Raw genomic sequence first — 25031 nt, 5'->3', positions numbered from 1 at the left:
GTCTCCTCAGGAAATGCGAGCGCCGCTGGCGTCGAAGAAAAGCGGATTTCTTGGTTGAATGGCGAGAGTGTCGCCCGGTTCCAGGGCGGTGTGGCTGTCTGACAGCGTTACGACGGAATGTCCATCCAGAGATAGATGCAGCCGGGTCTGATCACCCAGATGTTCGACCCGGCGAACTTCCGATACCTTGCCCTCGCCTTGCGCGATATGCTCCGGGCGCAGACCGATGGTCTTGGCGCCGCTCGGCGCACCGGCGAAAAGATCGGCCGGCAGCACGTTGATGCGTGGCTGGCCGAGACGCCCGGCGACATAGAGATTGACCGGGTTCTCGTAGATCTCGCGCGGCGATCCGAATTGCACCAGGCGGCCATGATCGAGAACACCGACGTGCGTTGCCATGGTCATGGCCTCGATCTGGTCATGGGTCACGTAAAGCAACGTTGCCCCCAGGCTTTCCTGAATGCGCTTCAACTCGATGCGCAGGTCCGAACGCAGCTTGGCATCAAGCGAGGAAAGCGGTTCATCCATCAGATAGATGGACGGATCGCGCACCAGTGCCCGGCCGATGGACACCCGCTGCATTTCGCCGCCGGAAAGGTTGGTCGCCTTGTTGGCAAGCTTGTGCGAAATGCGCAAGACTTCAGCCACTTCGGCAACCTTGCGGTCGATCTCGTCCGCAGGCGTCTTGAGCAAGGGCGAGCGAAGCGGAAACGCCAGGTTCTCCCGCACGCTCATGTGCGGATAGAGCGAATACTGTTGGAACACCATGGCGACGTTTCGCTGCGCCGGCGTGTCGCCAACCACCGATCGCCCCGCGATGACGACGTCGCCCGCGTCCGGCTGTTCCAGTCCCGCGATCAGACGCAGGATGGTGGTCTTTCCGGCCCCCGTCGGCCCCAGCAACGTCACGAAAGCGCCGTTGGGGATGTTCATGCTCACCTCATCGACAGCGAGCGTATCGCCGAAACGCTTGGTGAGGCCTGACAGCCTGACTTCAGCCATGAGCAAGCACTCCCTCGTTCAGTTCCGACCGCAGCGCCCGCCCCGACTGATTGTCGAACAGCGTCACCGTTGATCCGTTGAATTCGAGGCCGACAAATTCGCCGGCGCGAACAGGCTGGTCTGAGGGAATGCGGGCCTTCAGCTCACCGGAGGCTGTCTTCAACGTGACGATCTGAGTGGTGCCGAGATATTCGGCTGCCAGAACCTCGCCCCGGTAGGATCCGCTGTCGTTGAGCGTGATGTGCTCCGGACGGATGCCGAAGACCATGTCGCCTTCAAAGGGTTCCATCAGCCGCGGCACGTCCAGTTCCTCGTGATGCATCATCACCTTGGACGCGCCCGCATGGACCTCGCCGTGAAAGCGCAGGAAGTTCATCGGCGGCGAGCCGATGAAGTCGGCAACGAACATGGTTGCCGGCTTGTCGTAGATATCCTGCGGCGTGCCGAACTGCTCGATGACGCCGTGGTTCATGACGACGATCTTGTCGCCCATCTGCATGGCTTCCAGCTGATCGTGGGTGACATAGACAGTGGTGGCGCCCATGCGGTCATGCAGGGCCCGCAGCTCCTCGGCCATATGCTCGCGGAACTCCGCATCGAGCGCACCGAGCGGCTCGTCCATCATGAAGGCTTTCGGATCCCGGACGATGGCCCGGCCGAGAGCGACACGCTGACGGTCGCCGCCGGAAAGCCCACCCACGGGCCGGTCGAGGATGTTCTCGATGCCGAGAATGCGGGCAACTTCCGCAACTTTCTCGGCAACCTGATGTTTTGGCATGCCCTGGCTGACCAGCGGATAGGAGATGTTCTTGCGCACATTCATGTGCGGGTAGAGGGCGAACATCTGGAAGACGAAGGCGATATCGCGCTGGCTTGCCGGCCGTTGGCCGACCTCCTCGCCGTCGATATAGATCTCGCCCGACGTCGGCAGTTCCAGCCCGGCGATCATGCGCAAGGTGGTGGTCTTGCCGCAGCCGGACGGGCCGAGCAGCATGAAGAACTCACCGTCCTCGATCTTGAAGGAAGACGACTGCACGGCGGTGAAGTCGCCGAATTCCTTCCGAAGGTTTCTGATTACAATCTCTGCCAAGACAGTCACTCCGGAAAGTGGCTGACGATGATGAACATGACTGTTCCGGTCAGCGTGACGATGAAGGAATAGGTGTAGGCCCACAGGAAGACCGGCTGCATCAGCATGATCACCCCAATGGCGATCAGAAGGGATGCGAGCATTTCCCAGGACCCGCGGCGCAGGCGGACGAGGCCGCTCATGAAATCGCTGATCATTTGCGAACCGCTCCGAAGGTGATGCCGCGCAGGAGATGTTTGCGAAGCAGGATGGTGAAGACCATGACCGGCACCAGGAACAGGGTTGCCCCTGCCGCGACCGCCGGCCAGTCCTGGCCGCCGACGCCGATGATGGTCGGAATGAAGGGGGGAGCCGTCTGTGCCGTGCCGGAGGTCAGCAGCACCGCGAAGGCATATTCGTTCCACGAGAAGATCAGGCAGAAGATGGCCGTCGAGGCGATGCCCGTTGCCGCCTGCGGCAACACCACCTTGTAGAATGCCTGGAAGCGGGTGTAGCCGTCGATCAGCGCCGCTTCCTCGTATTCTCGCGGGATCTCGTCGATGAAGCCCTTCAGCAGCCAGACCGCAAGCGAGATATTGACAGCCGTATAGAGAAGGATCATGCCCAGGTGCGTATCCGACAGACCAAGGGTGCGGAACATCAGGAAGATCGGGATCGCGACCGCGATAGGTGGCATCATTCTTGTCGACAGGATGAAGAACAGCAGATCGTCCTTCAGCGGCACCTTGAACCTTGAAAAGGCATAGGCGGCGAGTGTTCCGAGGAACACCGACAGGAAGGTGGAGCCGAAGCCGATGATGACCGAATTCAGAAACCTTTCGCCGTAGCGGGAGGGGCCCGCGATCACCATGTCGCGGTTGCGCACGATTTCCTCGTACCAGGTAGCGGGCGGCGGCAGCGCCTGAAGCTGTTCCGGCGACACGCGGGTGCGGGTGGTGAAGAGGTTGACGTAGCCTTCCAGCGACGGCTCGAAGAGCACCTTCGGTGGATAGGCGATGGCATCGACCGGAGACTTGAACCCTGTTGTCAGGATCCAGACCAGCGGCAGCAGGGTGATGACCGCGTAGGCGATGACCAGCGACCCGGCCACCCACTTCTGCCGCGAAGACGGTTCTGTGATGGAATAGCTGCTCATCTTTCCTTCACCTTGTTCAGGGCTTTGACATAGATCGAGGCGAGGCCGAAGACAGTCACGAACAGGACGATCGCGTAGGCGGAGGCATAGCCGGTGCGCCACTTCTCGAAGGCTTCACGCTTCAGGTTGATGGAGGTGAGCTCAGTCACGGAGCCGGGGCCACCGCCCGTGAGCTGCACCACAAGATCGAACATCTTGAAGTTCTCGATGCCGCGGAACAGGACTGCCAGCATGAGGAAGGGCAGCACCATGGGCACAGTGATCGTCCAGAACTGGCGCCACTTGCTGGCCCGATCGATTTCCGCGGCCTCGTAGATATAGTCCGGTATCGATCGGAGGCCTGCCAGACAGATGAGCATCACGAAGGGGGTCCACATCCAGGTATCGACGATCACGATGGCCCAGGGCGCGAGCGCCACGTCGCCGATCATCTGGAAGGATGCCGGATCGACCCCGGTGAAGAAGGACACACCGTAATTGAAGAGACCGATCTGCGGCTGGTAGAGAAAGGTCCAGAAGTTACCGACAACGGCCGGCGACAACATCATCGGCAGCACGATCAGGGTGGTCCACAGATCGTTGCCCCTGAATTTCCGGTTGATCAGCCAGGCCAGGGTGAAACCGATCAGCACCTGCAGGACGATGGTCCAGAACAGAAAATGCGCGGTCGCCTGCATGGTCAGCCAGATGTCGCCATCAGTCAGGATGCGCTCGTAATTGCGCAGGCCGATGTATTCGACATCGCGGTTGGGCCGATTGGCCCGGAAATTCGTGAAACTGAGATTGATCGTCCAGATCAGCGGGAAGATATTGACCGCAAGCAGCAGGAAAATTGTCGGAGCGACAAAAAGCCAGGCAATCGTACGGTCGGAAAGCCCTCGGATTTTCGCGGCAACGGTGGGCGGCGTTGCCTTGGCTACTCGGTCTATCGGGGTGTCGGACATGAGACGCTCTTCTTGAGAAACGGTTCCGGAAAGCACGGGCCGGGCCGGTCGGTCTTTCAGGGTGAGACAGCCCGCCAGAAGGCGGGCCGTCCGCAGAGGCAGGATCAGGATTTGGCCGACAGAATACCGGCCACCCGCTGAGACAAGGGCAGGTCAAACCCTGACAAGCGCATTGGCATTGTCAGGGTTCGCCTGGAGCCGTCAGAGCTTGCCTTCGTCCTCGAAGGTTTCGGTCCAGTCGGCGATCAGCTTGTCGAGCGCTTCCTGCGCGGTGCCCTGGTCGGCAACCACATAGTCATGAAGGCGTTTTTGCATCGCCAGCAGCAGTTCGGCGTAAGCCGGCTCCTGCCAGAAATCCATCACGTTATCCATGGCCAGAAGGAAGTCGGACGCGAACGGCGCACTGTCCGGGAAGCTCGGGTCACTGAGAACGCTCACATGGCAGGAATAGCCGCCGAGATCCCACCACTTCTTCTGAACGCTCGGCTGTGCGAACCACTTGATGTACTCAAGCGCCGCATCCTGCCTGTCGGAATAGGCCACCACGGAGATGCCCTGCCCGCCGAGCGTCGAGGCTTCCCGGTTCTGGCCGGGATTGACGAAGAAGCCGATCTTGTCCCCGCCCACATCCGGGTCGGCATAAAGGCCGGGGAAGAAGGCGAACCAGTTCATGGCCATGGCCACCTGCCCCGACTTGAAGGCATCGAGGGACTGTTCCATGTAGCTATCGGTGTAGCCCGGTGGCGTGCCGGTCTTGTAGAGTTCCTTGTAGAACTCCAGTCCCGCCACGGCCTCGGGCGAGTTGACCGCACCTTCCATGTCGTATTTGCCCGGTGTCATCTCGTATTTGAAGCCGAACGGATAAAGCGCACTGGTCGCGCCCATGGTGATGCCTTCCGAGCCGCGCTCGGTGAAGATGGACGCGCCGTACCGGGTCTGACCGTCGATCTCGCGTCCCTGGAAGAACTGTGCGACTTCCAGAAGCTCAGCTTGCGTCTTGGGCGGAGCCAGGTCGCGGCCGTGCTTCTCCTTGAAGGCAGCCTGAATTTCCGGCATTTCGAACCAGTCCTTGCGATAGAACCAGCCGTTGGCATCGCCCATGGCCGGCAGCGCATAGTAGTTCGGCTCGCCCTTGGGCCAGGTGGAATAGGCATAGACGGTCGCCGGAGCGAAATCGTCCATGCTGATACCTTCCTTCTCGAAGAAGTCGTTCAGCTTGACGTAATGGCCGTTTTCCGCACCGCCGCCGATCCACTGGCTGTCGCCGATCAGCAGATCGCACAGTTTGCCGCCGGAGTTCAGCTCGTTCAGCATGCGGTCGGCGAAGTTCGGCCAGGGCACGAATTCGAAATTCATGGTGTGGCCGTACTCGGCTTCAAATTCCTTCGACAGCTCGACCAGCGCGTTGGCCGGATCCCAGGCCGCCCAGCACAGCGTCAGCTCATCGGCCTGCGCATTGGAAACAGATAGTCCGCTAACCGCAACAATGGCGGTTGCCGCGAGAAGTTTCGCAGTTTTCATGGGTGAAGTCCTCCCGAATGGTCGCGCGCCGGCGCATGCCGGACCGCAGCACTCCTCCAAGTGCAGGCTCACGCTATCTGACATACGTATGTCACGTCAATCAAAAAACTGACATACGTCTTTCTTTTCGAGATCAATCAGACCTGAACCATGCCGACAACACAGGGCATGATATTGATATTGCTTATTTTTAAGGGACAGAACTCTTGGCCGGAACGGCCAGCCTCAATAGAGGTTTTCGCGCATGATGATCTCGATCCGGATCTTTTCCTGCGCCTCATAGATGTCCGTGCCGTCGCATTTGGCCCGCAAGACCCGCAGGGCACTGCGCACGAGATGCCCGACATTCTGGGCGATGACAGCATCAAGTTCGCCATCGGCAAGAGCCTGCCGCGTTACGGGCGTCAGATCGTGAGCGATCACCACAAACCGTCCGGCAACGCCATGCTCACGCAATGCATCCAGCATGGCCGCATTGCCCGACCCCATGGAATAAACCGCCTTCAGCTCCGGGTGTGCCTTGAGCGCGTGGTCAAGGGTTTCATGGATCCGGTCCGGATCGTCGTAGAATTCGATCGTCGGCAGGGTTTTCAGTTGCGGAAAGTCCCGCGACAGCACTTCGTCCAGACCGAAGCGCCGCTCGATGCTGTCGCGCGCCACCATGGAATTGGTCACCACCAGGATGCTGCCGGTCTCGTTGCGCAAAAACTTGCCCAACAGCGCCCCTGCGGTCTTGCCGGCGGAGAAATTGTCGACACCTGCGAAATAGTGGCACTTCGAGTTCGGCAGGTCAGACACCAGCGCGACGACGTAAACACCTGCACTCTTGATATGCGCAATGGCATCGCGCACCTGCGGTGTTTCCGGAACCATCATGGCAACGCCGTCCAGTTCGGACAGGTCCAGGGTCTTCAGCCTGTCGACAACCGCGTGCGGGTCGGCGGCGTCGACCAACAGGACGCTGACGTCGGTCCGGTCCGCCACCTGCGCACCGGACGCTTCTTCGACCGCGGCCACCAGCGTTTCGACGAAATGATTGGGCCCTTCGGGAAGAACGAAAACGAATTTGTACTGGCGCTGCCTGGCAAGATTGGCCGCATTGGTATCGCGCACATAGCCGAGCTTGCGGACAGCTTCCTTCACCCGCTCCGCGTTCTTCGGGCGCACATCCGCACGCCCGTTCAAGACCCGGTCGACGGTCGACAGGCTGACCCCGGCCTCCCGGGCGATATCGTGTACGGTAGGCTTGACCATCACGTCTCCCGGACCATCCCGCGTTCTCGTGAACACAGACAAGATGATCCACCACTTCAACGCCGATCTGCGTCCGGGCGCTCCCGCGGGACCGACCGGACACCCGCTGATCGACAGGGAGACAATGTCGCGCAGCATTCTGACATACGTCAATCAAAAATCCGCTTTACGGCGATTGACGGAAGAAATTTCCCCAAGGATATCAGGCAATTGCAAATCGCGGGCAAGCCTTGCAGAAGCAAGACGGCGCCATTGGCCACGCTTTCCTGCAGCTAATCCGATTCATGGCAACAGGGCAAGCCAGGCCGGTCGTTTCAACCGGCACCAGCTCAAGGAAAGGCAATCAAACAGCGGACAGACCGGGGTCAGTAGCACCTGCACTGTAGGCACATGCAGGCTCTGCAAGCGGAGCCTCGCCATTTGCATCCGCAAAGGCCCGGACCATGTGCGCAAGCCCTTCCTCTATGCTTGTCTTCGTTTGCCAGCCAAGCAATTGCCGTGCTCTTTCCCCCGACCCGACGAAGCCGTTGACGTCGAAGCTGCGCGGCCCGACATGGTGGATTTCGGCGGCCGTTCCGGCAAGCCGTACGCTGGCTTCGGCAAGTTCGGTCAGGCTGGTGCCGACACCGGAGACGAATTGCACAGGTGGCGGCGCCTTCCGTTCCGCCTCGATGAAAGTGACCATCTTCAGGATACCGTCAACGACATCATCCAGATAATTGAAGTCGAAGACATGATTGCGGCCCTCGACCTGCAATCTCCGCCCTTCGGCGGCGGCTCTTGCGAAGGCGGGTACAACGCGGTCCGCATGATCGGAAATCCGGCCATAGACGTTCGAGAACCGCAGGATCACGGCCTTGACACCGACCTCCTGGGCCGCCTCCACCAGCTTTTCGCCTGCCAGCTTCGACCGTCCGTAGACATTCATCGGGCAGCGCGCAGTGTCTTCATCTGCCGGAAACCGCGTTACCGGCCCATACGCTTCCCGGCTGCTGCCGAAGAGAACCCAGGGACGGCTCCCGCTACTTGCAGCAGCTGCAAGGACGTTGCGGGTTCCCCCGACATTCACGTCCCGGCACAGCACGGGATTATGCTCGCCCCAAAGCACCCGGGACACCGCTGCAAGGTGAATAACGCCGCCGCAGCCCCGCACCGCGTCTTCAACAGCAGTGCCGTTGCGGCTGTCCTGCCCAGCCTCGGCAATATCAAACGTGCGGACGGGACGGCCCAGCGCCGTCAGCGTGTCCACAAGGGCGGACCCGATAAGGCCGGCACTTCCGGTGATCAGTATGGGAAGGGACATGATGTGGTGTGTTCCAGGGTAGCTGCGAAAGCCCGGCCGCCTACCCGCTCGGCCGTTAAATCGCGCCTAGCACGCGCCGTGCCAAAGACGCCCGGCAGCATCACAAAGCTGCTGCGGATCAAAAACTCTCGGCCAATTCCGCCAGACAGCTTCTCCATCAAGCTGCGTTTGCTCGGAGCCCCCTCCGCCAATGCCGGCCCATGGCATGGCCGCGCCATGGCATTTCCTGCCCAGCGCACCACCAGCACCGGGCGAATTTTGCCTGGCGAAAGCGGCAGGCTTTGTCCAAAGCGACCAACAGTCAGCATCCATTCAACAGGAGAAATCAGCGTTTTTCGCCAAAACAGCCACTGGCACGGAAGTTGCTGAGCAGCCTTCGGCCCGCTATGGGGCTTTCTGGAACCTCCTTAAGTGACGACAATCAACGCCACGCCCAGCGCGGCAACCTTCTACGTCTCACCTGCAAGCACGTCGGTGTCTCCGGCCACGGACGAGCCATCTTCCGATACAACTTCCGGACAAACGACGACGGGATCTGGAACCAGCACCCTCACCTCGCCCCAGACGCTCGCCAGTTACGACGCGATCACCTACCAGGAAGTCAGCTCGGACGACGCGGACCATATCCGTGCGCTGACCACCACCCAGATCCGGCAACTGACGGCAGAGGACCTTGCCGCCTTCTCCGCGAGCGAGTTGCAGGCACTGACGGCACCCCAGATCGCCGCCCTTTCGGCCACCCAGATCCAGGAGCTTTCCGGAACACAGATCGAGGCGTTTTCGCCCGGTCAGGTCAAGAGCTTTGCGACATCCGTCCTTGCCGGGTTTTCCGACAGCCAGTTTTCGCATTTCGGCTCTGACGATATTTCCGCACTGACCAGCCTGCAGGTGAAGGCTCTTTCACCCGCGAGAGTGGCGGGCCTGAGCCTTGAACAGTTTTCCGGTATGGCCAGCACCCAGCTTGGCATGCTGAGCGTGTCGCAATTCCGCAATCTGACCGTGGACCAGGTTGCGGCAATGACGGCGGAACAATCCGGCCAGCTGACGACCACCCACATGGGCAGCCTGACGATGCCGCAGGTGAAGGCGATCAGCGTCGACACGCTGCTGTCGCTCGCCAGCACCCAGTTCCGGGCCCTCAGCAGCCAGAGCATCGCCGCACTGACAACGACCCAGTTCAGCGCCCTGACCGCCACCCATATCGGCACGCTGTCGACCACCCAGGTGAAAGGGCTGACACTGCCGGCAATTTCCGCGCTGACGTCCTCCCAGCTTGCCGGGCTCACGGCCCAGCAGGTCTCCGTGCTGTCGACCAGGCAGGTCCAGTCCTTCTCCGAGGACCAGATCCAGACCTTCAGCCCCGGGCAGATCAGGTTTTTTTCCGGGACCTCCATCGGCGCCATGACGACCACGCAGATCGGCGCGCTGACGGCTCCCCAGATTGCAAATTTCAGCAAGGCCCAAATCCAGGGTCTTACCCAGACCCAGACGCGCTACCTGAACGAGACCCAGCTCGGCGCGCTGAACTTCTCACAGATCGGCCAATTGACCCGGACGGCGGTGGCTGCCCTCGGGGCTCAGCAGGTCGCCGCACTGACTGCAGACCAGTTCGCGTCTTTCTCGGCAACGCAGATCACCTCGCTCAACAACGAGGTCATTTCCGGCCTCAGCGAAACCCGCATCGCCAGTCTGACCACGACACAATTCCAGGGACTGACCGCCGGCGACCTGTCGCTGTTTTCCGAAGACCAGTTCAAGGCGCTGACAGAGACCCAGCTGAACGCAATCACCGCGACCCAGGGCAAGGCACTGAAGGAAACCCAGATCGCGCTTCTTACCGGCACACGCCTGAGCGCCCTGTCCAGTTTCGTGATCGCGGGGTTCAACGAGACCCAGTTCGACGCCCTGTCGACCGACCAGATCGGCGCCTTGAGCGTCAACCAGGTGCGCGGCATCGGCACCACGATGATCGCCGCACTGGATGAAACCCAGATCGGTGCACTTGGCTCGCTGCAGGTCCGCTCGCTGACCGCTCCCCAGATGCGGGCCTTTTCCTCCGGACAGCTCCGAACTTTCAGCACCGAGCAGATCGGCTCGATGGGCTATGCTCAGGCGCTAGCCCTGAATGGCACGACAATTCGCCAGCTCGGCAGCGACCAGATCGCCGCCTTCAACAGCACCGCCATCAAGGGCTTTTCCACCACCACGATTGCCGCTCTCGGACCGGAGCAGATGGAAGCGCTGTCGGGCAGCTTCCTGTCGAACCTGTCGACCAGCCAGTTGCGGAGCCTGACCGAAACCGCCTTCGCAAGCCTGAGTGCCGAGCAGTTTGCGGCGCTCGGCAACACGCAACTTGCCGATCTCGCCCCGGCGCAGATCCGCGGTTTGAGTGAAAGCCATATCGCGGCCCTGACGCCAGACAGGCTGGAAAGCCTGACTGCCACTGCCCTGTCGGGCCTGACCGGCTCCCAGATCGGGTTCTTCTCGACGAGCCAGCTCAGCCAGCTTGCCCCGACCCAGATTGCCGGTCTCTCGGGCCAGGCAATCGCCGCCCTTGGAACGGACCAGCTTGCAGCGCTGTCGATAACGCAAGTGGCGGCTCTCACCGGCGCACAGGTGAAAAGCCTGACCGCATCGGCGGTTTCATCGCTGTCGTCCGATCAGTTCCAGGCATTGTCCACCACCCAGATTGCAGCCCTTGCCGGCAACACCGCCGGCCTGACGGATGCTCAGGTTTCCGCCCTGCAGGGCGAGCGCCTGAACGCCCTTTCGGCAGCCGGCATTTCGTCCCTCGGCTCCGGCCAGATCGCCGCTCTGACACCGGACCAGATTGCCGCGCTGAGCAACACACAGGTTTCAGCTCTTTCCAGCACCGCCGTCGGCCAGTTGAGCACGGCGCAATTCGATGCCTTCACGACAACGCAGATCACATCCCTTGTCGCCAATCAGGCCAAGGGCCTGACCCGGGACCAGATGGCCTCCCTGTCGACAACACAGGTGGCAAGCCTTGCACCTGCCGCACTAGGCGCCCTCGACAGCACCCAGACCGAAGTGCTGTCTTCGACCCAGGCGGCCGCGCTGTCTGCCAAACAGATCGGCTCGCTGTCGACGTCCGGGCTTGTCGGCCTGAACAGCGACGTTATTGCGGGGCTTGAGAAAACCCAGATTGCCGGACTGACAGCCACCCAGACCGCATCTCTCGGCGCAACCCAGATCGCCGCATTGTCCGCGGACCAGCTGGCCCAGTTCAGCTCCGTGCAATTGCGTGCCCTGACCCAGACGCAGATGGCGGCGGTGACGGCGACCAAACTCGGCTCTCTGTCGAACGTGCAGTTTGGAGAACTGACGGCAGCCGCAATCGGAGGCTTGCGTGAAGAGACCATCGCCACCCTGACGACGACACAACTCGGCTCCCTGACAACGACACAGATGAAAGGCCTGACCGACGAACAGGTCGATGCGCTATCGCCCGAGCAGATCCTGGCACTGAGCGACAAGCAGATCGGCGCGTTGTCTGCAACGGGTCTTGCAGGTCTTTCCGCCTCTGACGTGTCGGGCCTGACAACAGCCCAGTTGAACGGCCTGACAGGGATTCAGTTGAAGGCCTTGAACGCAACCCAGTTCGAAGCCCTGGTGCCGGATCAGATCGCCGCGCTGACAGCAGCCCAGATCGCCAGTCTCAACGCGGCGCAGGTGACCCGCCTGACAACGGCACAGGTGGAAGCACTGACCACCACCCAAACCGCAGCCCTTTCGGCCACCGGGATCAAGGGTCTGACACGAACCGCAATTGCAACCTTGAGCGATGCCCAGCTGGCCGCCTTGACCGGCACGGCGATGGCGGGTCTCGCCACCACGCAGATCCAGTCTTTCAGCACCGGCCAGATATCCGCCCTGTCGGTAACACAGGTGAAAAGTCTCAGCGCCGGAACGATCGGCGCGCTCAAGGCCACTCAGGCAGCCGCCCTCACCAACGAACAGCTTGCAGCCCTGAGCACCACACAAAGTGCGGGCCTGGGTGATGAAGCCCTTGAAGCCTTTTCGAGTGAGCAGATCGCGGCGCTGTCACGGTCGCAGATCAGCAGTCTGAGCACCGCGGCGCTGACCGGACTAACCACGACACAGACCACTTCCCTCTCCACATCACAGATCAGCGCGCTCACGAGAACTCAGATCGGATCGCTGTCGGCTGATCAGATCGGCGCTTTCACGACCAGCCAGATTGCCGGGCTGACCACCACCCAGGTCAGCGCCATTTCCGGAGACGCTGCTGCAGGCCTGAGCCCGGCGACGACCGCCTCCCTGTCGACAACACAACTGAACGCGCTTTCAGCCGCAGCCTGGAAAGGCCTTGCCCCGGCAGCAGTTTCCGCGCTCTCGACCAGCCAGATATCCAGCCTCGCCGCAATCACCATCGGCCTTTTGAACGGCGATCAGGTCGGTGCGTTATCGACCACGCAGATCGAGAGCCTGTCGAAAACGCAGATGCAGCGGCTTTCCGCCGAAGGTCTCGGCGCCATGAGTGCCGAGCAACTGGGTGCTCTTACCGACAAGCAGATCTCCGGCCTGTCTTCGAAGGCCCTTGCCGGTCTGACCCCGACCCAGGCGGACCAGCTTGGCCCGGGCAAACTGCTGTCGCTGACTTCCGAGCAGATAACGGGGCTCTCCACGAGCGTCATTTCAAGCCTGGCGCCGGGCACGATCGCCAGCCTCAGCACGCATCAGGTAAAGGCCCTCACGGCAAGGCAGACAGGTGCCCTGTCGACTGACCAGGCCGCCGCCCTCACCGGCAATCAGATCGCTGCAATGTCGACTGCCGGTATCGGCGGACTTTCGTCCTCGGTCCTCTCTAGCTTTTCACCGGAACAGATCTCCCGGTTCGATCCGGATCAGGTCGCCGCGCTTGCCCCCGGCGCCCTGGCAGGAAGCGGGACTGCCGTGCTTTCCAGATTGTCCGGGGAGCAGTTTTCCGCATTGACCGCCGGTCAGCTTGCGGCTCTCAAACCAGCGCAGATCGCGTCCCTTGAAAGCGCAACGATAGCCGGACTGGCAACGACACAGATTGCGGGGTTGTCGGCAGCGCAAGTCGGTGCTCTCACGCAGGATCAGATCGGAGCGCTTGGCACACGTCAGGTTGCGGCGCTGACACCTTCCGGCCTGTCCGGTCTGGGGGCCGATCAGTTCTCCTGGTTGTCAGCCGGCCAGCTCGCCATGTTCAGCGGAAAGCATGTTGCCGGGCTTTCGACAACAACGATTGCCGCACTCGATGCAACGAGCCTTGCAGCTTTCTCCGGCGGACAATGGGCGAGCATGACCGCCACCCAGGCTGCAGCCTTGACGGCAACGCAGATCGGCACACTGACGCCACTGCGGGTCTCTCAATTGTCGCTGATCGAGATGGGTGGCCTTTCCAGCTCGGCAGCCGGCGCCCTGTCCGCACCTCAACTGGCCGCGCTGACAACAGGACAGGTTTCGGCCCTGTCCCAAAATGCCGTTTCCGGTCTGAGTGCGGCACAAATCAGTGCACTCTCGGAAGACCAACTCACAGCTCTGACGACCAGCCAGATCGAGGGATTGTCCGGAGCAGCGCTTGCCGGGCTTTCGCCAACGACGCTTGCCACCTTCACAGATCCTCAATTCGGCGCCCTGTCGGCCACTGCGATCAGCGGACTGAGCACCGGCCAGATCGCCTCCCTTTCCAGCGCACGCATCGGCCTTTTGACGCCAGCCGCAGCCGAGGGCCTGACCGGGGCGCAGATCGCGTCCCTGACCTCCGACCAGTTGGCCGCGCTCAAGCCCGCGCAGATCACGGCCCTTTCGGCCAGCGGCATCAAGGGACTGACGGCAGCGCAGCTCTCGCAGTTCAGCCCAGAACAGCTTGGCGCCCTCGGTTCGACCGGACTGGAAGCCCTGACCGCCACCGCCATTGCCGGCCTGACGCTGTCACAACTGAGCTCGCTCACCACCTCGCAGATGGAATATCTGTCGGCGTCGGCGATCTCCGGTCTGAGCGCGGACCAGATCGGCGGTCTGGCGACAACACAACTTCTCGCACTTGCCAGAGAGGCGGTTTCCGGCCTGACGGCAACCCAGATTGGCGCCTTGTCTGCAGACCAGTTCACCGCCTTCACCTCGACCATGATCGGTGCCCTTTTGCCGTCGACGATTGCGGGACTTTCGGAAAACCAGATAGAAGCGCTGACCCTGACCCAGATCAGCGGCCTGAGCGCTGCGCAGGTCGGATCCATTTCCACCAGCGCACTGGCCGGTCTTTCTCCGGATGAAATCGCCGAAATGAGCGCGTCACAACTTGCCGGCCTCGTGCGTGTACAGTTGCGGGCCCTGTCAAACGCGCAATTCACGGCTTTGACCCCATCCCAGATTGCCTCCCTCAGTGCAAACCAGGTTTCCAACCTGACCAGCAGTGAAATCTCGATCCTGTCCTCTACCCAGTTCGGAGCACTGACTTCGCGCCAGGTCGGAGCGCTGACGGTCACGCAGCTTGGTGCCCTGGCACCGGAGCGCATCGGAGCCATGTCCTACGCCCAGCTGTCCGGCCTCACCGGAACCCAGATCCGTTCGCTCAGCGCGCAGGCGATCGCTGCCCTTGGCCCGCAGTCGATCGAAGCGCTCGACGCCGACCAGATCGGACACTTCACAGAGACACAGATCGCGACCATGACACCTGAGCAAATCGCCGCCATGGCTGTAGCGGTCTCCTGATCCTTGCGCCATCATTCCGACTCACCAGACACACCCAGGACCGCCACGAATGGCAAATGAAACCAGCCTGTCGATCGTCGAACTCATCGGTGCGGCCGAGGCCCTGAAAGGCAACGGCTCCTTTGGAGCCGCGGAAGTTCTTTATGGCACCTGGGTGGCACAGAACCCGGATGACCCACTGCTGTATGCAGTGCTTTTCAACCAGTCTGTGCTGTTTTCCGAAACCGGCAAGCTGGCGGCTGCGCGCGAGACACTGGAGCGGGCGCTGAACCTCAATCCGAGCTTTCATGCGGCCCATATCAACCTCGGCCGCGTTCTGGAACAGCAGGGGGATATTGGCGCGGCCGTTGGCCAGTGGAACACAGTGCTGGAACAGACCCTTGCGGTGACGCCGGCTTCGCTCTCCGTTCGGCTGACGGCCCTCAACCAGATTGCCCGCACGCTGGAAGCCGCCAACCAGGACATTCTAGCCGAAAGCATGCTGCGCCAGAGCCTGGAACTCGACCCGCACCAACGGGAAGTCGCGCAGCATTTCATTGCCCTTCGGCAGCGCCAGTGCGAGTGGCCGGTGGTGCAGCCGCTGGAACGGGTAACGCCTTCACAGCAGGTGCGGGCCATGTCGCCCCTTTCGGCCGCGGCCCTCAGCGACGACCCGCTGTTTCAGCTTGGCCTTTGCGCCGACTACAGCCGCCAGGACGTCGGAACGCCCTCCGCCCCCATGAAGACATGGCCAAAGGCCATGGAGCACGACGGCCCGCTGCGGATCGGTTACCTGTCGTCCGATCTTCGCGAACACGCCGTCGGCCACCTGATGGCGGAAGTGTTCGGCCTGCATGAGCGGTCCAAGGTCGAGGTCTTCGCCTATGATTGCGGCCCGGCAGCGGATGATCCGCTCAGCCGGAATTTCCGGGAAACCACCGACAACTGGCGCACCATTTCCGGCATCGACGACGAAGCTGCCGCGCGGTTGATCGCCGAAGACGGCATCCAGATCCTGATCGACGTAAACGGCTATACCCGGGAAGGCCGCACGCGGCTGGTCGCACTGTGTCCGGCTCCGGTCATCGTCAATTGGCTCGGTTTTCCAGGCACGACGGCCAGTCCGTTCCATCACTATATCGTCGCCGACGACATCATTATTCCGCAGGACCACGAGATCTATTACTCCGAAGAGGTTCTGCGCCTGCCCTGCTACCAGCCGAACAACCGCAAGCGCGTCGTTTCCGAGCGCATCTGGCAACGCTCCGATTTCGGACTGCCCGAAGACGGCACGGTGTTCTGCTGCTTCAACGGCAGCCACAAGATCACGCGGTTCTGCCTGGACCGCTGGTTCGCCATCCTGAAGAAGGTACCGGGAAGCGTTCTCTGGCTGCTGACCGGCGGCACGGAAACCGACCAGCGTCTCAAGGCTTGTGCCGAAGCGGCAGGCATTGCTCCGGACAGGCTGGTTTTTGCCGGGAAGATGGCCAACGCAGACCATCTGGCACGTTATCCGCTTGCCGACCTCTTCCTCGACACCACCCCCTATGGCGCCCATACCACCGCCTCCGATGCCCTCTGGATGGGCGTGCCGGTCCTCACGATTGCCGGAAAATGTTTCGCCGCACGGGTCTGTGCGAGCCTGGTCAGCGCCGCCGGTCTTCAGGAGCTCGTCTGTCCGACGCCGGAGGATTACGTGAAACGCGCAGCAGACCTCGGCAAGGACCGCCAAGCGCTGCGGGATCTTCGTCAACGCCTGACCGAAAGCCGGGACGACTGCCTCCTCTTCGACACGCCGCTTCTGGTTTCGAAACTGGAAGGTCTTTATGCTGAAATGTGGCAGGCGTGCCGCAGCAATACGCTGCCAAAACCCGATCTCAGCGATCTGGACGCCTTGCTCGAAGTTGCCACCGGCATCGACCACGAAACGACAGACATGCTGGCCGTGGACGATTATCCCGCCAACTGGCGCGATCTTCTCATCGCACGGCACGAGGCAAGGCCATTGTTCAGCCGCCGGTTTCTGGACTTTACCGGGGCCTGACCAACATCAGCCTCGGGAACGAGTGGGGAGTTCAGGCTTGGACGAGTGCGCCAAGTCGTTCCACGGTGAGGTTCACCTGCTCGTCCGCCAATCCCGGATGTATGGGCAGACACAGGATCCTTTTTGCCAGCATGGACGCAGTTTCGAGGCGACCGGACCGGCGGCAATGCTGCAGAACCGGCTGGTCGTGCAGCGGAGCGGGATAATGAACTGCCGTTTCTATGCCTACCTCGCGCAAACCTCTGGAAAGCGCTTCGCGATCCTCCAGAACGACGGCATATTGCGAACGGGCACTGCCTGCCATGTCCGGACTGCGGACATAATCCAAACGACCAGTCTCCCGGAGTGGTTCGAGGAGCCTGTCGTATAGCGCACCGATATTGCGGCGGCGATCCAACGCCTTAGTGAACCGGTCGAGCCGTGCAAGCAGGGCAGCGGCGGCGATCGAACTCATCCTGCCGTTCATCCCCAGCCGCAGGTGATGGTACTTGCCGCCTTGTCCATGGTCACGGATCTCGCGAAGCACGCAGGCAAGCGCCTCATCATTGGTGAAGACCGCTCCGCCGTCCCCTGCCCCGCCGAGCACCTTCGTCGGAAAAAAACTGGTGCATCCGAGCCCCGCCAGATTGCCGCTCCGCCTGTCTTCCAACCCCGCCCCCAGGCTCTGGGCAGCGTCTTCGATCACCGGGATTCCATGCCTTTCGGCAATCGAATTGATGGCTTCGAAGTTGGCAGGCAGTCCAAAAAGCGAGACCGCGACGATGGCCTTTGTGCGACTGGAAATCGCTGTTTCCAGTTCATCCGGGTCAAGCAGGCCGGACGGGTGCAGGACGTCTACCAGAACCGGCTCCGCACCGAGCACAAGAGCGCCTTCAGCCGGCGCGACAAAGGTAAAGTCCGGAACAATGACTTCATCACCCGGCCCAATACCGAGAGCCATCATGGCCATTTGCAGGGCCGTCGTTCCCGACGCACAGGCGACTGCAAACCTTGCCCCAGTTATCCCGGCAAGTTGTTGTTCCAACTCGGCAATTTCCGGACCGCCGACAAAACGCCCATGTGAGAACACCCTGTCGATACCTTCCAGAGCCTTGGCCCGGACAGGTTGCCATTCGGAAACCACATCGGCGAAGGGAACAATCACCTTCACGCCGCACCTCCCGGTGGCCTTGTGATCTCGAGTGTGCATCGTCTGATTGCGTCCGACAGTCGAAGTACAGCGAGCGCCTCTTCAGCTGTCGCCAGTTCAGCCGCGTTACCTGCTCTGCTCATGACAAAAACTTCGGCCTGCCGCGTCAGCGGATCCGGCCGCCCGTCTGGCGACAACGCAAGAAGGTCGAAACAGCGCGTTTCATCTCCGTCCAGCCAGACATCAAGGCTGCGCTTCCGTTCGCTGGCTCCAAGAACCGCAGCCAGCTCATAGGATCTGTCGCCAAAACCGAGACGGCAGCAGACATAATCCAGGCAGCCTGCCGTCCTGCGGCACTCCAGCACCGTTATCTCGCAGTCGCTTGTTCCCTCGAGTTTCACGATCCAGTCCAGATCATGCACCATCAGGTCGGCGATCACGTCCGGGCCGCCGGCGACGCTTTGCATCCTGGACAGCCGCTGTACGCGCACCTTGCCTGAACGCTTGCGCAAGGCGGCCATGGTGCTTTCGATGGCCGGGTTGAAACGTTCGACCTGCGCGACCGATAGCCTGGCGCCGCCGGCGCGAGCCGCGGCAATCATCGTCTCTATCTCTCCCGGGCACAGGGACAAAGGTTTTTCGACAAGGCAATCGATGCCGCGCGCGAGCAACGGAATGGCAGCCTCGGCATGCCTTTCGACAGGGACCGCAATAACGGCAGCTGCAAAGTCGTTGGCGAGACCATCGACCGATCGCGCGAAGGGGATCCCGTTTGCAGCAATCTCTTTGCCCTCGTCTTCATCGACGATACCGACAAGAGAAACGCAGGGCATTTTGGTCAGGCATTCCAGATGGAGCTGGCCCATCTTGCCAAGACCAACCAGCAGCACGCGCAATGGTTCCTCGGAGACAATTTCGGCAAGATGCAGGGTCACGATTTCGGCTTCCTGAAGGACGCGATCTGCCGGCGGCACGGCTTGAGAACTTGCTTCTCAAACCCCTGCCAGGCCATCCGGACAGCCAATCCTGGAAATCTGTGTCTTTCCAGTTCCCTCTTCAGATCCTGCAGTTCCCTCTTCAGGCCCGGCACTTCTCGTTCCAGTTCAGCGATCCTCGCCTTGTGTCGCGCATCATTGTTGGCAGCTACTGCCGCATCCCGCTCCAACTGAGCTTTCGCCGCCCTGAGGTCTGCATCGGCCAGGTTTTTGCAATGTTCCGCCTGTTCCTTTGCCTTCACCCGCGGTGCAAGCTGACTGACATAGCGCGATGCGGAGGTCAGTCTCTCGCCATCGTGCAGCGTACCGCCAACATCACTCCAGCGTTCAATGGTCCTGTAGTAGATTTCCAGCCATCGATCCACGGCTGCTTCCAGGCCGGCGTTCGCCCTGACCCACTGTGTCACCACGCGCGCATCCGATGCGTCGTAACGCTCCAGTTCACGCTCGATCTTGTCCTGATGCAAAAGCTGGTTTTGCAAGGTTCGGATGCCGAAATTCAATCCGCGCATGCTTTGCAGATTGGAGGAGCTGACAAGTCCGCCAAGTTGACCGTAATCCATGACGACAACGGAGCATCCGGATGCCATTGCCTCGATTGCAGCGCGCGCCTTTGCAAAGACAACGTCATAGTCCGCCAGGATGGTCTCCGGGTGCACGGCAGACCGACCGGAGTTCTGTCCAACGATATCGACGCGTTCGATACCCATGCGGGTGCAGGCGTCTCGTATCGCCTTCGGGACCTGAGCCGCAGAATTGCTGAAGACAAGTGCGGACTTCGGCTTGTCCGGAAGGTCCCGCACCTTTCTGAAGCGGTCGAGATCGACAAAATTATGCAGGACCGAGATCTGGTCAGCCGGTACGCCCGCACTGGTCAGAAGACGTTCCCGGCACAGGTCATCAACCGCGACATAGTGCAGGATGTTCGGGAAGACCGGTGGCCATTCCTGCCAGGGAATCCAGCCGTGACAGGTATAGGTGACCGGCACTTGCGGAAAACGAAGCGCGGCCGTCATCGTTTCCAGATGATGCTGCCCGTGGATCACATCGGGCACCGCGGACAGGTCCCGCAGGTCGTCAACGACAGGAATGGTCGCCGCTCGGAGACGGTCGGCAACCGGGCCAAGGCTCTGGCTGTAGGCGACCGGGAAGTGCCCGCGCCGCATGAGGGACAGCGCCAGATCCCTGAGATAAAGCTCCGACCCGGCTGGTTGATCCAGCGTGTTGTTGGTCATCAGGATCCGGAGCGGACGACGGTCAGCCTGCATGAGGCGTCATCCCAAGCGCTTCGCGAACCTGGGAGGCAGAGGCAAACCGCTTGCCAAGGAGCGTACAGAGCTCGCCTACCCGGCTAACCAGTTTCTCGTTCGTAGCCGGTTGCGTTCTGTCCGCGTCAAGCCACAGAAAATCCTCCAGACCGGTGCGCACACCGTTTCCGAACAAGAGCCCCAGCGTGTTGGCGGCAAGCTGGCTTTCGCCGATCCCGCCTGCACACCAGACGGATTCTGGAGGCAGATCCTGCGTGATCGCCGCCAGATGCAGGGGCGTTACCTGTGCACTGCTGAGATTTCCGAGCAGCAGGTTGAAATAGAAGGGAGGCTTCAATATCCCGCGGTCTGCAAGATACCTGGCATAATTCACCATGCCCGCATCAAAGACCTCCAGCTCGGGACGAATGCCGCGGTCTCCCATGGTCTTTGCAAGACGGACAACCATGTCCGGTGCATTGATACTTTCGGTGCGGGCAAAATTCAGCGAGGACAGCGTGAGGCTGGCCATGTCGGGCCTTAGGTCCCCTGTCAGCAGCAAGGGGTCTGAACGTTGTTCGAACTCCGGGAAGTTCCGACCGCTGAGGGACACGCAGATGATCACATCCGGGTGCGTTTCCCGGATACCTGCAATGATCCGCCCGTATATGTCTTTCCGGAATGTTGGCCGGCCATCCTCGTCTCTTGCATGAATGTGCAGGATCGTCGCGCCAAGGTCCGCACACAGGCGGCAGTCGGCGATGATCTCGTCCGGCGACAGCGGCACGGCCGACGACATGGCACGGGTCGGCACCATTCCCGTGGGTGCAAGATTCAGGATCAGGTCCTTCATGGGGATTTCTGAGCTTGCCTGTCCTGTCCGTCAGATCTGACACGAGCCGGATTACCAACCACGAGGGCACCCGGAGGAACGTCTCTGGTCACAACACTGCCCGCACCGACAACTGCGTTTGCGCCGACACGAACACCCGGAAGAATTCGGCTGCCACCACCGATCTTCGCTCCGCGCTCGATATAAGGATAGACCATCGGTCCGCCTTTCAGCTTGTCGTTGAGCGTGACGACTTGCGGGCCGATGAAGACGTCATCTTCAACAGTAACCCCGCGTGTAATATGGCAGCCGGTCTGAATGGAGACGTTATCGCCAATGACACATTCGCAAATATTGCAATGCGACCCGATAGTAGTTCCAGAACCAATGCTTGCATTCTTGTGAATTATGGTCATGGAACCGACACGTGTACCGGGTCCTATTTTGACGTTTTCCTGCACCTCCGTGAGTGAGGCATTGTAAAAAAGCACGTCGGGAAAACGTTCTTCTGGCGTTTCGGATTGGCTCATGTGATTTGACGGGGCTGTTGTTGTTGTTTTTGAAGATCAGGTTTGCGGAACAATGGCATAGCCGTTGACGGCGTGAAAGGTCAAAAGCTTTCAAATACGCCTTTGCCGCAGGTGCTGTTTCGCGGTAGTCCACATGCCCGTTCCCGTCCTGTGCAGACAGGAAAAACACCACGAACCGCGAGACCTGACACCTTCACACGGAACGTGTTGCGGGCAGACAGACAGGGCAATGAAGACAGCATCGGATCAGGAAAAGACAAACGTCCAGCGCCTTGGCGAGAAGATGGCGCTCGACCACGGATTTCTTGGCGTGCCGACCCAGACCTTCGATGAAGGTGGCAGACGTCAGTTCGCAGAGCTCCTGCGCGAAGGCTTGTCGCCGGAAACGAGCCTGCTGGAAATCGGCTGCGGTTGTCTGCGGACCGCCTACTGGCTGATTCCCTTTCTTGGAGAGCGAAACTACTGTGGTATCGAACCGCACCGCGACAGGGTGCGTTGGGGACTTGATCTGTTGTTTGATGATCAGGTCCTTCGACAAAGACAGCCGCGTTTCGACCACAATGCCGAATTCGACCTGTTCGTGTTCGGTAAAAAGTTCGACATGGTTCTGGCGGGGTCCATCTGGACCCATTGCAGCAAGTCTCATATCCGCACGATGCTGGAGGGTTTTCTCCAGAACTCGAGCGAGAATGCGGTTTTCCTCGTTTCCTATCTCCCTGCGAGGTCCCCGGAAGAGGACTACAACGGCACAGCATGGGTCGGCACCAGCCATGTTTCCGATGAACCGGGGATCGTTCGCCACAGCAAGTCCTGGATCGACACCGAGTGCACCAGTCTCGGACTTCGTGTGGATTTTCTAGACAGGAAGGCCTTCGACGGACAACTCTGGCTGCGGGTACAACGGGCATCCAGCATCGGCTTTCCCGGCCGTCTTCAAGACTGAGCAGCTTCACGCCGTCCACGAAACACGCCGCAAGCATGTGGAACCATGACGTTTCGGCAAGCGCGTTGTAATTGTATTTCCAAGAAGACTTGCTAAATAAGAATCACTTTGAAAAATTTTTATCCGGAAGGGGCCCATGGCGGATTTCAGCGCTCAGATTGAAAAGTCGAAAAAGGAAGTTGCCGCCGCGAGGCAGAAGATCGACGAGCTGACCTCGAAGATCGAAACCGCGAAGTCCAAGCTGGACACCGGGCAGGACATTTCCATCGACATCGAGAACGCGTCCCTGGACGATGTTCACAAGCACACCGAGCTCATGGGCGCCAACATCGCCGAGCTCATCATGGGTCTTGACGATGTTACCGCGACCTTCTCCAAGGACTTCGATGCCATGCGCACGAAGACCGGATGGGAAAGCTTCATCGGCATCTTTTCCAAGCAGCGCTCCGACAGCATCCGCCAGGAACGCATGCGCTCCGCCAGCATCGACGACAAGCTTCAGGACCTGATCACCAAGTCCAATGTCATCGGACAGCTGCTGCAGGAACAGCTCAACACGCTGAACGAACATTCCCAGCGCGTGGAAACCAACCTCAGCGAAACGCTGAGCCAGCGCGAACAGACAGTCGGCACCCTGGAAGAAATCAAGGCCAAGCTTGTGGCCATGGATCCGGATGTGATTGCTCTGGAAAACAAGATTTCCGTGGAGACCGATGCCTCCGAGCGCACCAAGCTGGAGAGCCAGCTGGCGGAGATGAATGCCGAATACAACCGCCTGGCCCAGGAAGAGCAGGTCAAGCTGGCCGAGAGCCAGACGCTGGAACGCTACATCGAAAAGGGCAAGACCTGGGTCGACAGCCTTCAGAACCAGGCGGCCACCCAGATGGTGCTGATCAACAAGCTGCAGACGGACACAAAACAGCGCGTCGTGCTTTACGATGCGCTTGTGAAATCCCTCAAGACGGCCCAGCAGCAGGATATCGCCCACAAGATCAACGAGATCGGCGTGGCCACCGACAAGGAAGCCCAGTCCGCCATGGCCGCCATCGGCTCGGCAACCAACCAGCGCATGGCCGACATGATGGAAGCCCATGAGGACCACATGGTGTTCGCCCGCAAGGTGCTGGAGGAAAAGGCCAAGTCGGACGAGCGTTTCGCGCGCCGGTTCCAGCAGATCGTCGAGAAGCACGACAAGAACACGTACGGGGCCTGAGGGTCTGAACCGTGGATCTGACCCTGGACCACAGAACCCTGGAAGAAGCGCATGAAACACGGCGCTACTTCGCCAAGTTCGAGCGGATCATCTCGCATTTGCAAGGGGTGGCGGAAAGCGTCATCAACGAGAACACCGCGCTCGCTTCGGAAATACCGGTTCTGAAAGAGTACCTGGAAGCGCTGTCGGGAACCTTCACGGCGCTTTCCTACAAATATCTGCTGGCGGGCCGCGTGTCGGACATGCTGCCCTCGCTTCTGAACATCGACCGTCAGGACAGCGGCTTCCCGATCTATCAGGAGCTGCTGCAGATGGCGAACGACGCCATGCAGGCGGACAAGCATTTACGGTCGCTGCCGGCAATGCGCGAACTCAAGCTGGAGATGGTCAACCATATCCTGCGTGAACAGTCCTCGCCGACCAACCTGCAGTTTGCCGCCTCGCAGCGCCAGTATTACGAAGAGCTCGCCAAGGGCGACCTGTTCTGGGCACGGAACGATCCACGTCTGGCCTGGATGGGCAACGTCGTCGACAACCGCCGCCTCTACAGGCTGCATTGGGCCGTCTATGACAGTCAGCAGAACATTCCGCTGATCTACATTCTCGACCTGGAAGACAGCGGCAAGTGGCCTCTGGCCAAGGACGAGCGCCGCTGGCCGCGCGTCCAGAGCCATCTGACCGCCCAATCCTCGGCGTCCCTGAAGCTGGTGACCATCGCCCGCGGCTTCGACCGCGACTTCGATGACCTGCATCCCAAGCGCCTGCGCCGGTTCTTTCTGGGGCCGATGTACAGCCACACCTTTACCCAACAGTCCGGTCCGCTACGCGACGTCCTTGCCGAAGCCACCGGTCGCCCTGGGGAAGACTGGGCCCTGGCCTGGACGACCGAAACCCTGGTCGCCTCCGGCTCCGAGTTCGAATCCGCAGGCTTCTTTTCGTCTGTCGAGCGGCAGATCTACCAACTCGATCCGCTGTCGGCACACAATCCGGCGTCACAGGAAGTCGCAGGCCATACACACCAGCAGCGGTCGCTGATCCTGCCGCAGCGGCCTTACCAAATTCTGGAAGAGCGAAACCCGCCGGGCTTCGCCAATATCCGCAAGTATGTCGTCAGCCCTTCGGGCAAGATCCTCAGTTACAAATAGGT

18 protein-coding genes are annotated in these 25031 nt (G+C 60.7%); 5 read left to right on the top strand and 13 right to left on the bottom strand.

What is annotated here, in order from left to right:
• Positions 1 to 6: 6 nt before the first annotated feature.
• The 8 genes from FIV03_RS12260 to FIV03_RS12225 form a co-directional block, all read right to left on the bottom strand.
• A complete protein-coding gene (locus tag FIV03_RS12260; protein ID WP_023003185.1) occupies positions 7 to 1002 on the bottom strand; it encodes an ABC transporter ATP-binding protein in 996 nt (331 codons plus the stop codon).
• Entirely contained in the window at positions 995 to 2092 is a 1098-nt protein-coding gene (locus FIV03_RS12255) for an ABC transporter ATP-binding protein (RefSeq protein WP_152509732.1), read from the bottom strand. Before FIV03_RS12255 ends, FIV03_RS12260 begins: the two co-directional genes overlap by 8 nt.
• Positions 2093 to 2097: 5 nt before the next feature.
• The gene (locus FIV03_RS12250; RefSeq protein WP_035908047.1) at positions 2098 to 2286 is read right to left on the bottom strand and encodes a hypothetical protein; all 189 of its coding nucleotides are present in this window, start codon (positions 2284 to 2286) and stop codon (positions 2098 to 2100) included.
• Positions 2286 to 3227, bottom strand: coding sequence for a carbohydrate ABC transporter permease (locus FIV03_RS12245; protein ID WP_023003182.1), 942 nt, complete (start codon positions 3225 to 3227; stop codon positions 2286 to 2288). Before FIV03_RS12245 ends, FIV03_RS12250 begins: the two co-directional genes overlap by 1 nt.
• Entirely contained in the window at positions 3224 to 4171 is a 948-nt protein-coding gene (locus FIV03_RS12240; RefSeq protein WP_152509731.1) for a sugar ABC transporter permease, read from the bottom strand. Before FIV03_RS12240 ends, FIV03_RS12245 begins: the two co-directional genes overlap by 4 nt.
• Positions 4172 to 4372: 201 nt before the next feature.
• Positions 4373 to 5692: an extracellular solute-binding protein gene (locus FIV03_RS12235; protein ID WP_152509730.1), complete on the bottom strand. Its 1320-nt coding sequence runs from the start codon at positions 5690 to 5692 to the stop codon at positions 4373 to 4375.
• A gap of 225 nt (positions 5693 to 5917) precedes the next feature.
• A complete protein-coding gene (locus FIV03_RS12230; protein ID WP_209009960.1) occupies positions 5918 to 7099 on the bottom strand; it encodes a LacI family DNA-binding transcriptional regulator in 1182 nt (393 codons plus the stop codon).
• Between the two features lie 190 nt (positions 7100 to 7289).
• Positions 7290 to 8249 (bottom strand): NAD-dependent epimerase/dehydratase family protein, encoded by a 960-nt coding sequence (locus tag FIV03_RS12225; RefSeq protein WP_152509729.1) that lies wholly within the window; start codon positions 8247 to 8249, stop codon positions 7290 to 7292.
• Between the two features lie 411 nt (positions 8250 to 8660).
• Between FIV03_RS12225 and FIV03_RS12220 the strand changes: the two genes are divergently transcribed.
• Positions 8661 to 14972, top strand: a complete 6312-nt coding sequence (locus FIV03_RS12220; protein ID WP_152509728.1) for a hypothetical protein — start codon at positions 8661 to 8663, stop codon at positions 14970 to 14972.
• A gap of 49 nt (positions 14973 to 15021) precedes the next feature.
• A complete protein-coding gene (locus FIV03_RS12215; RefSeq protein WP_152509727.1) occupies positions 15022 to 16995 on the top strand; it encodes a tetratricopeptide repeat protein in 1974 nt (657 codons plus the stop codon).
• 31 nt (positions 16996 to 17026) lie between these two features.
• Here FIV03_RS12215 and FIV03_RS12210 read toward each other — a convergent pair whose 3' ends face one another.
• The 5 genes from FIV03_RS12210 to FIV03_RS12190 are packed head-to-tail and all read right to left on the bottom strand — an operon-like array spanning position 17027 to position 21614.
• Entirely contained in the window at positions 17027 to 18145 is a 1119-nt protein-coding gene (locus tag FIV03_RS12210; RefSeq protein ID WP_209009959.1) for a DegT/DnrJ/EryC1/StrS family aminotransferase, read from the bottom strand.
• Positions 18142 to 19059: a Gfo/Idh/MocA family oxidoreductase gene (locus FIV03_RS12205; RefSeq protein WP_152509725.1), complete on the bottom strand. Its 918-nt coding sequence runs from the start codon at positions 19057 to 19059 to the stop codon at positions 18142 to 18144. Before FIV03_RS12205 ends, FIV03_RS12210 begins: the two co-directional genes overlap by 4 nt.
• Positions 19056 to 20387, bottom strand: coding sequence for a glycosyltransferase (locus FIV03_RS12200; protein ID WP_152509724.1), 1332 nt, complete (start codon positions 20385 to 20387; stop codon positions 19056 to 19058). Before FIV03_RS12200 ends, FIV03_RS12205 begins: the two co-directional genes overlap by 4 nt.
• On the bottom strand, positions 20377 to 21219 hold the full coding sequence (locus FIV03_RS12195; protein WP_152509723.1) for a 3-keto-5-aminohexanoate cleavage protein: 843 nt from the start codon (positions 21217 to 21219) through the stop codon (positions 20377 to 20379). Before FIV03_RS12195 ends, FIV03_RS12200 begins: the two co-directional genes overlap by 11 nt.
• Positions 21216 to 21614, bottom strand: a complete 399-nt coding sequence (locus FIV03_RS12190) for an acyltransferase (protein ID WP_205838374.1) — start codon at positions 21612 to 21614, stop codon at positions 21216 to 21218. Before FIV03_RS12190 ends, FIV03_RS12195 begins: the two co-directional genes overlap by 4 nt.
• A 343-nt stretch (positions 21615 to 21957) precedes the next feature.
• Here FIV03_RS12190 and FIV03_RS12185 point away from each other — a divergent pair, with 343 nt between their 5' ends.
• From FIV03_RS12185 to FIV03_RS12175, 3 genes are all read left to right on the top strand, one after another.
• Positions 21958 to 22671, top strand: a complete 714-nt coding sequence (locus FIV03_RS12185) for a hypothetical protein (protein WP_152509722.1) — start codon at positions 21958 to 21960, stop codon at positions 22669 to 22671.
• 136 nt (positions 22672 to 22807) lie between these two features.
• Complete coding sequence (locus FIV03_RS12180; protein WP_152509721.1) at positions 22808 to 23884, top strand: hypothetical protein; 1077 nt, start codon at positions 22808 to 22810, stop codon at positions 23882 to 23884.
• An 11-nt stretch (positions 23885 to 23895) separates the two neighbouring features.
• Entirely contained in the window at positions 23896 to 25029 is a 1134-nt protein-coding gene (locus FIV03_RS12175; RefSeq protein ID WP_152509720.1) for a hypothetical protein, read from the top strand.
• Positions 25030 to 25031: the final 2 nt, after the last annotated feature.

It is taken from the genome of Labrenzia sp. THAF187b (assembly GCF_009363375.1).
Classification (GTDB): Bacteria; Pseudomonadota; Alphaproteobacteria; order Rhizobiales; family Stappiaceae; genus Roseibium; species Roseibium algicola.
The sequence above is the reverse complement of the archived record's forward strand: the minus strand, read 5'-3'. Positions and strand labels throughout refer to the sequence as shown.

Excerpts from the sequence above, each read along its gene's own strand:
- FIV03_RS12240 (WP_152509731.1), bottom strand. The coding sequence starts at position 4,171 with ATGTCCGACACCCCGATAGACCGAGTAGCCAAGGCAACGCCGCCCACC.
- FIV03_RS12215 (WP_152509727.1), top strand. The coding sequence starts at position 15,022 with ATGGCAAATGAAACCAGCCTGTCGATCGTCGAACTCATCGGTGCGGCC.
- FIV03_RS12190 (WP_205838374.1), bottom strand. The coding sequence starts at position 21,614 with ATGACCATAATTCACAAGAATGCAAGCATTGGTTCTGGAACTACTATC.
- FIV03_RS12260 (WP_023003185.1), bottom strand. The coding sequence starts at position 1,002 with ATGGCTGAAGTCAGGCTGTCAGGCCTCACCAAGCGTTTCGGCGATACG.
- FIV03_RS12185 (WP_152509722.1), top strand. The coding sequence starts at position 21,958 with ATGAAGACAGCATCGGATCAGGAAAAGACAAACGTCCAGCGCCTTGGC.
- FIV03_RS12200 (WP_152509724.1), bottom strand. The coding sequence starts at position 20,387 with ATGCAGGCTGACCGTCGTCCGCTCCGGATCCTGATGACCAACAACACG.
- FIV03_RS12225 (WP_152509729.1), bottom strand. The coding sequence starts at position 8,249 with ATGTCCCTTCCCATACTGATCACCGGAAGTGCCGGCCTTATCGGGTCC.
- FIV03_RS12195 (WP_152509723.1), bottom strand. The coding sequence starts at position 21,219 with ATGAAGGACCTGATCCTGAATCTTGCACCCACGGGAATGGTGCCGACC.
- FIV03_RS12235 (WP_152509730.1), bottom strand. The coding sequence starts at position 5,692 with ATGAAAACTGCGAAACTTCTCGCGGCAACCGCCATTGTTGCGGTTAGC.
- FIV03_RS12245 (WP_023003182.1), bottom strand. The coding sequence starts at position 3,227 with ATGAGCAGCTATTCCATCACAGAACCGTCTTCGCGGCAGAAGTGGGTG.
- FIV03_RS12180 (WP_152509721.1), top strand. The coding sequence starts at position 22,808 with ATGGCGGATTTCAGCGCTCAGATTGAAAAGTCGAAAAAGGAAGTTGCC.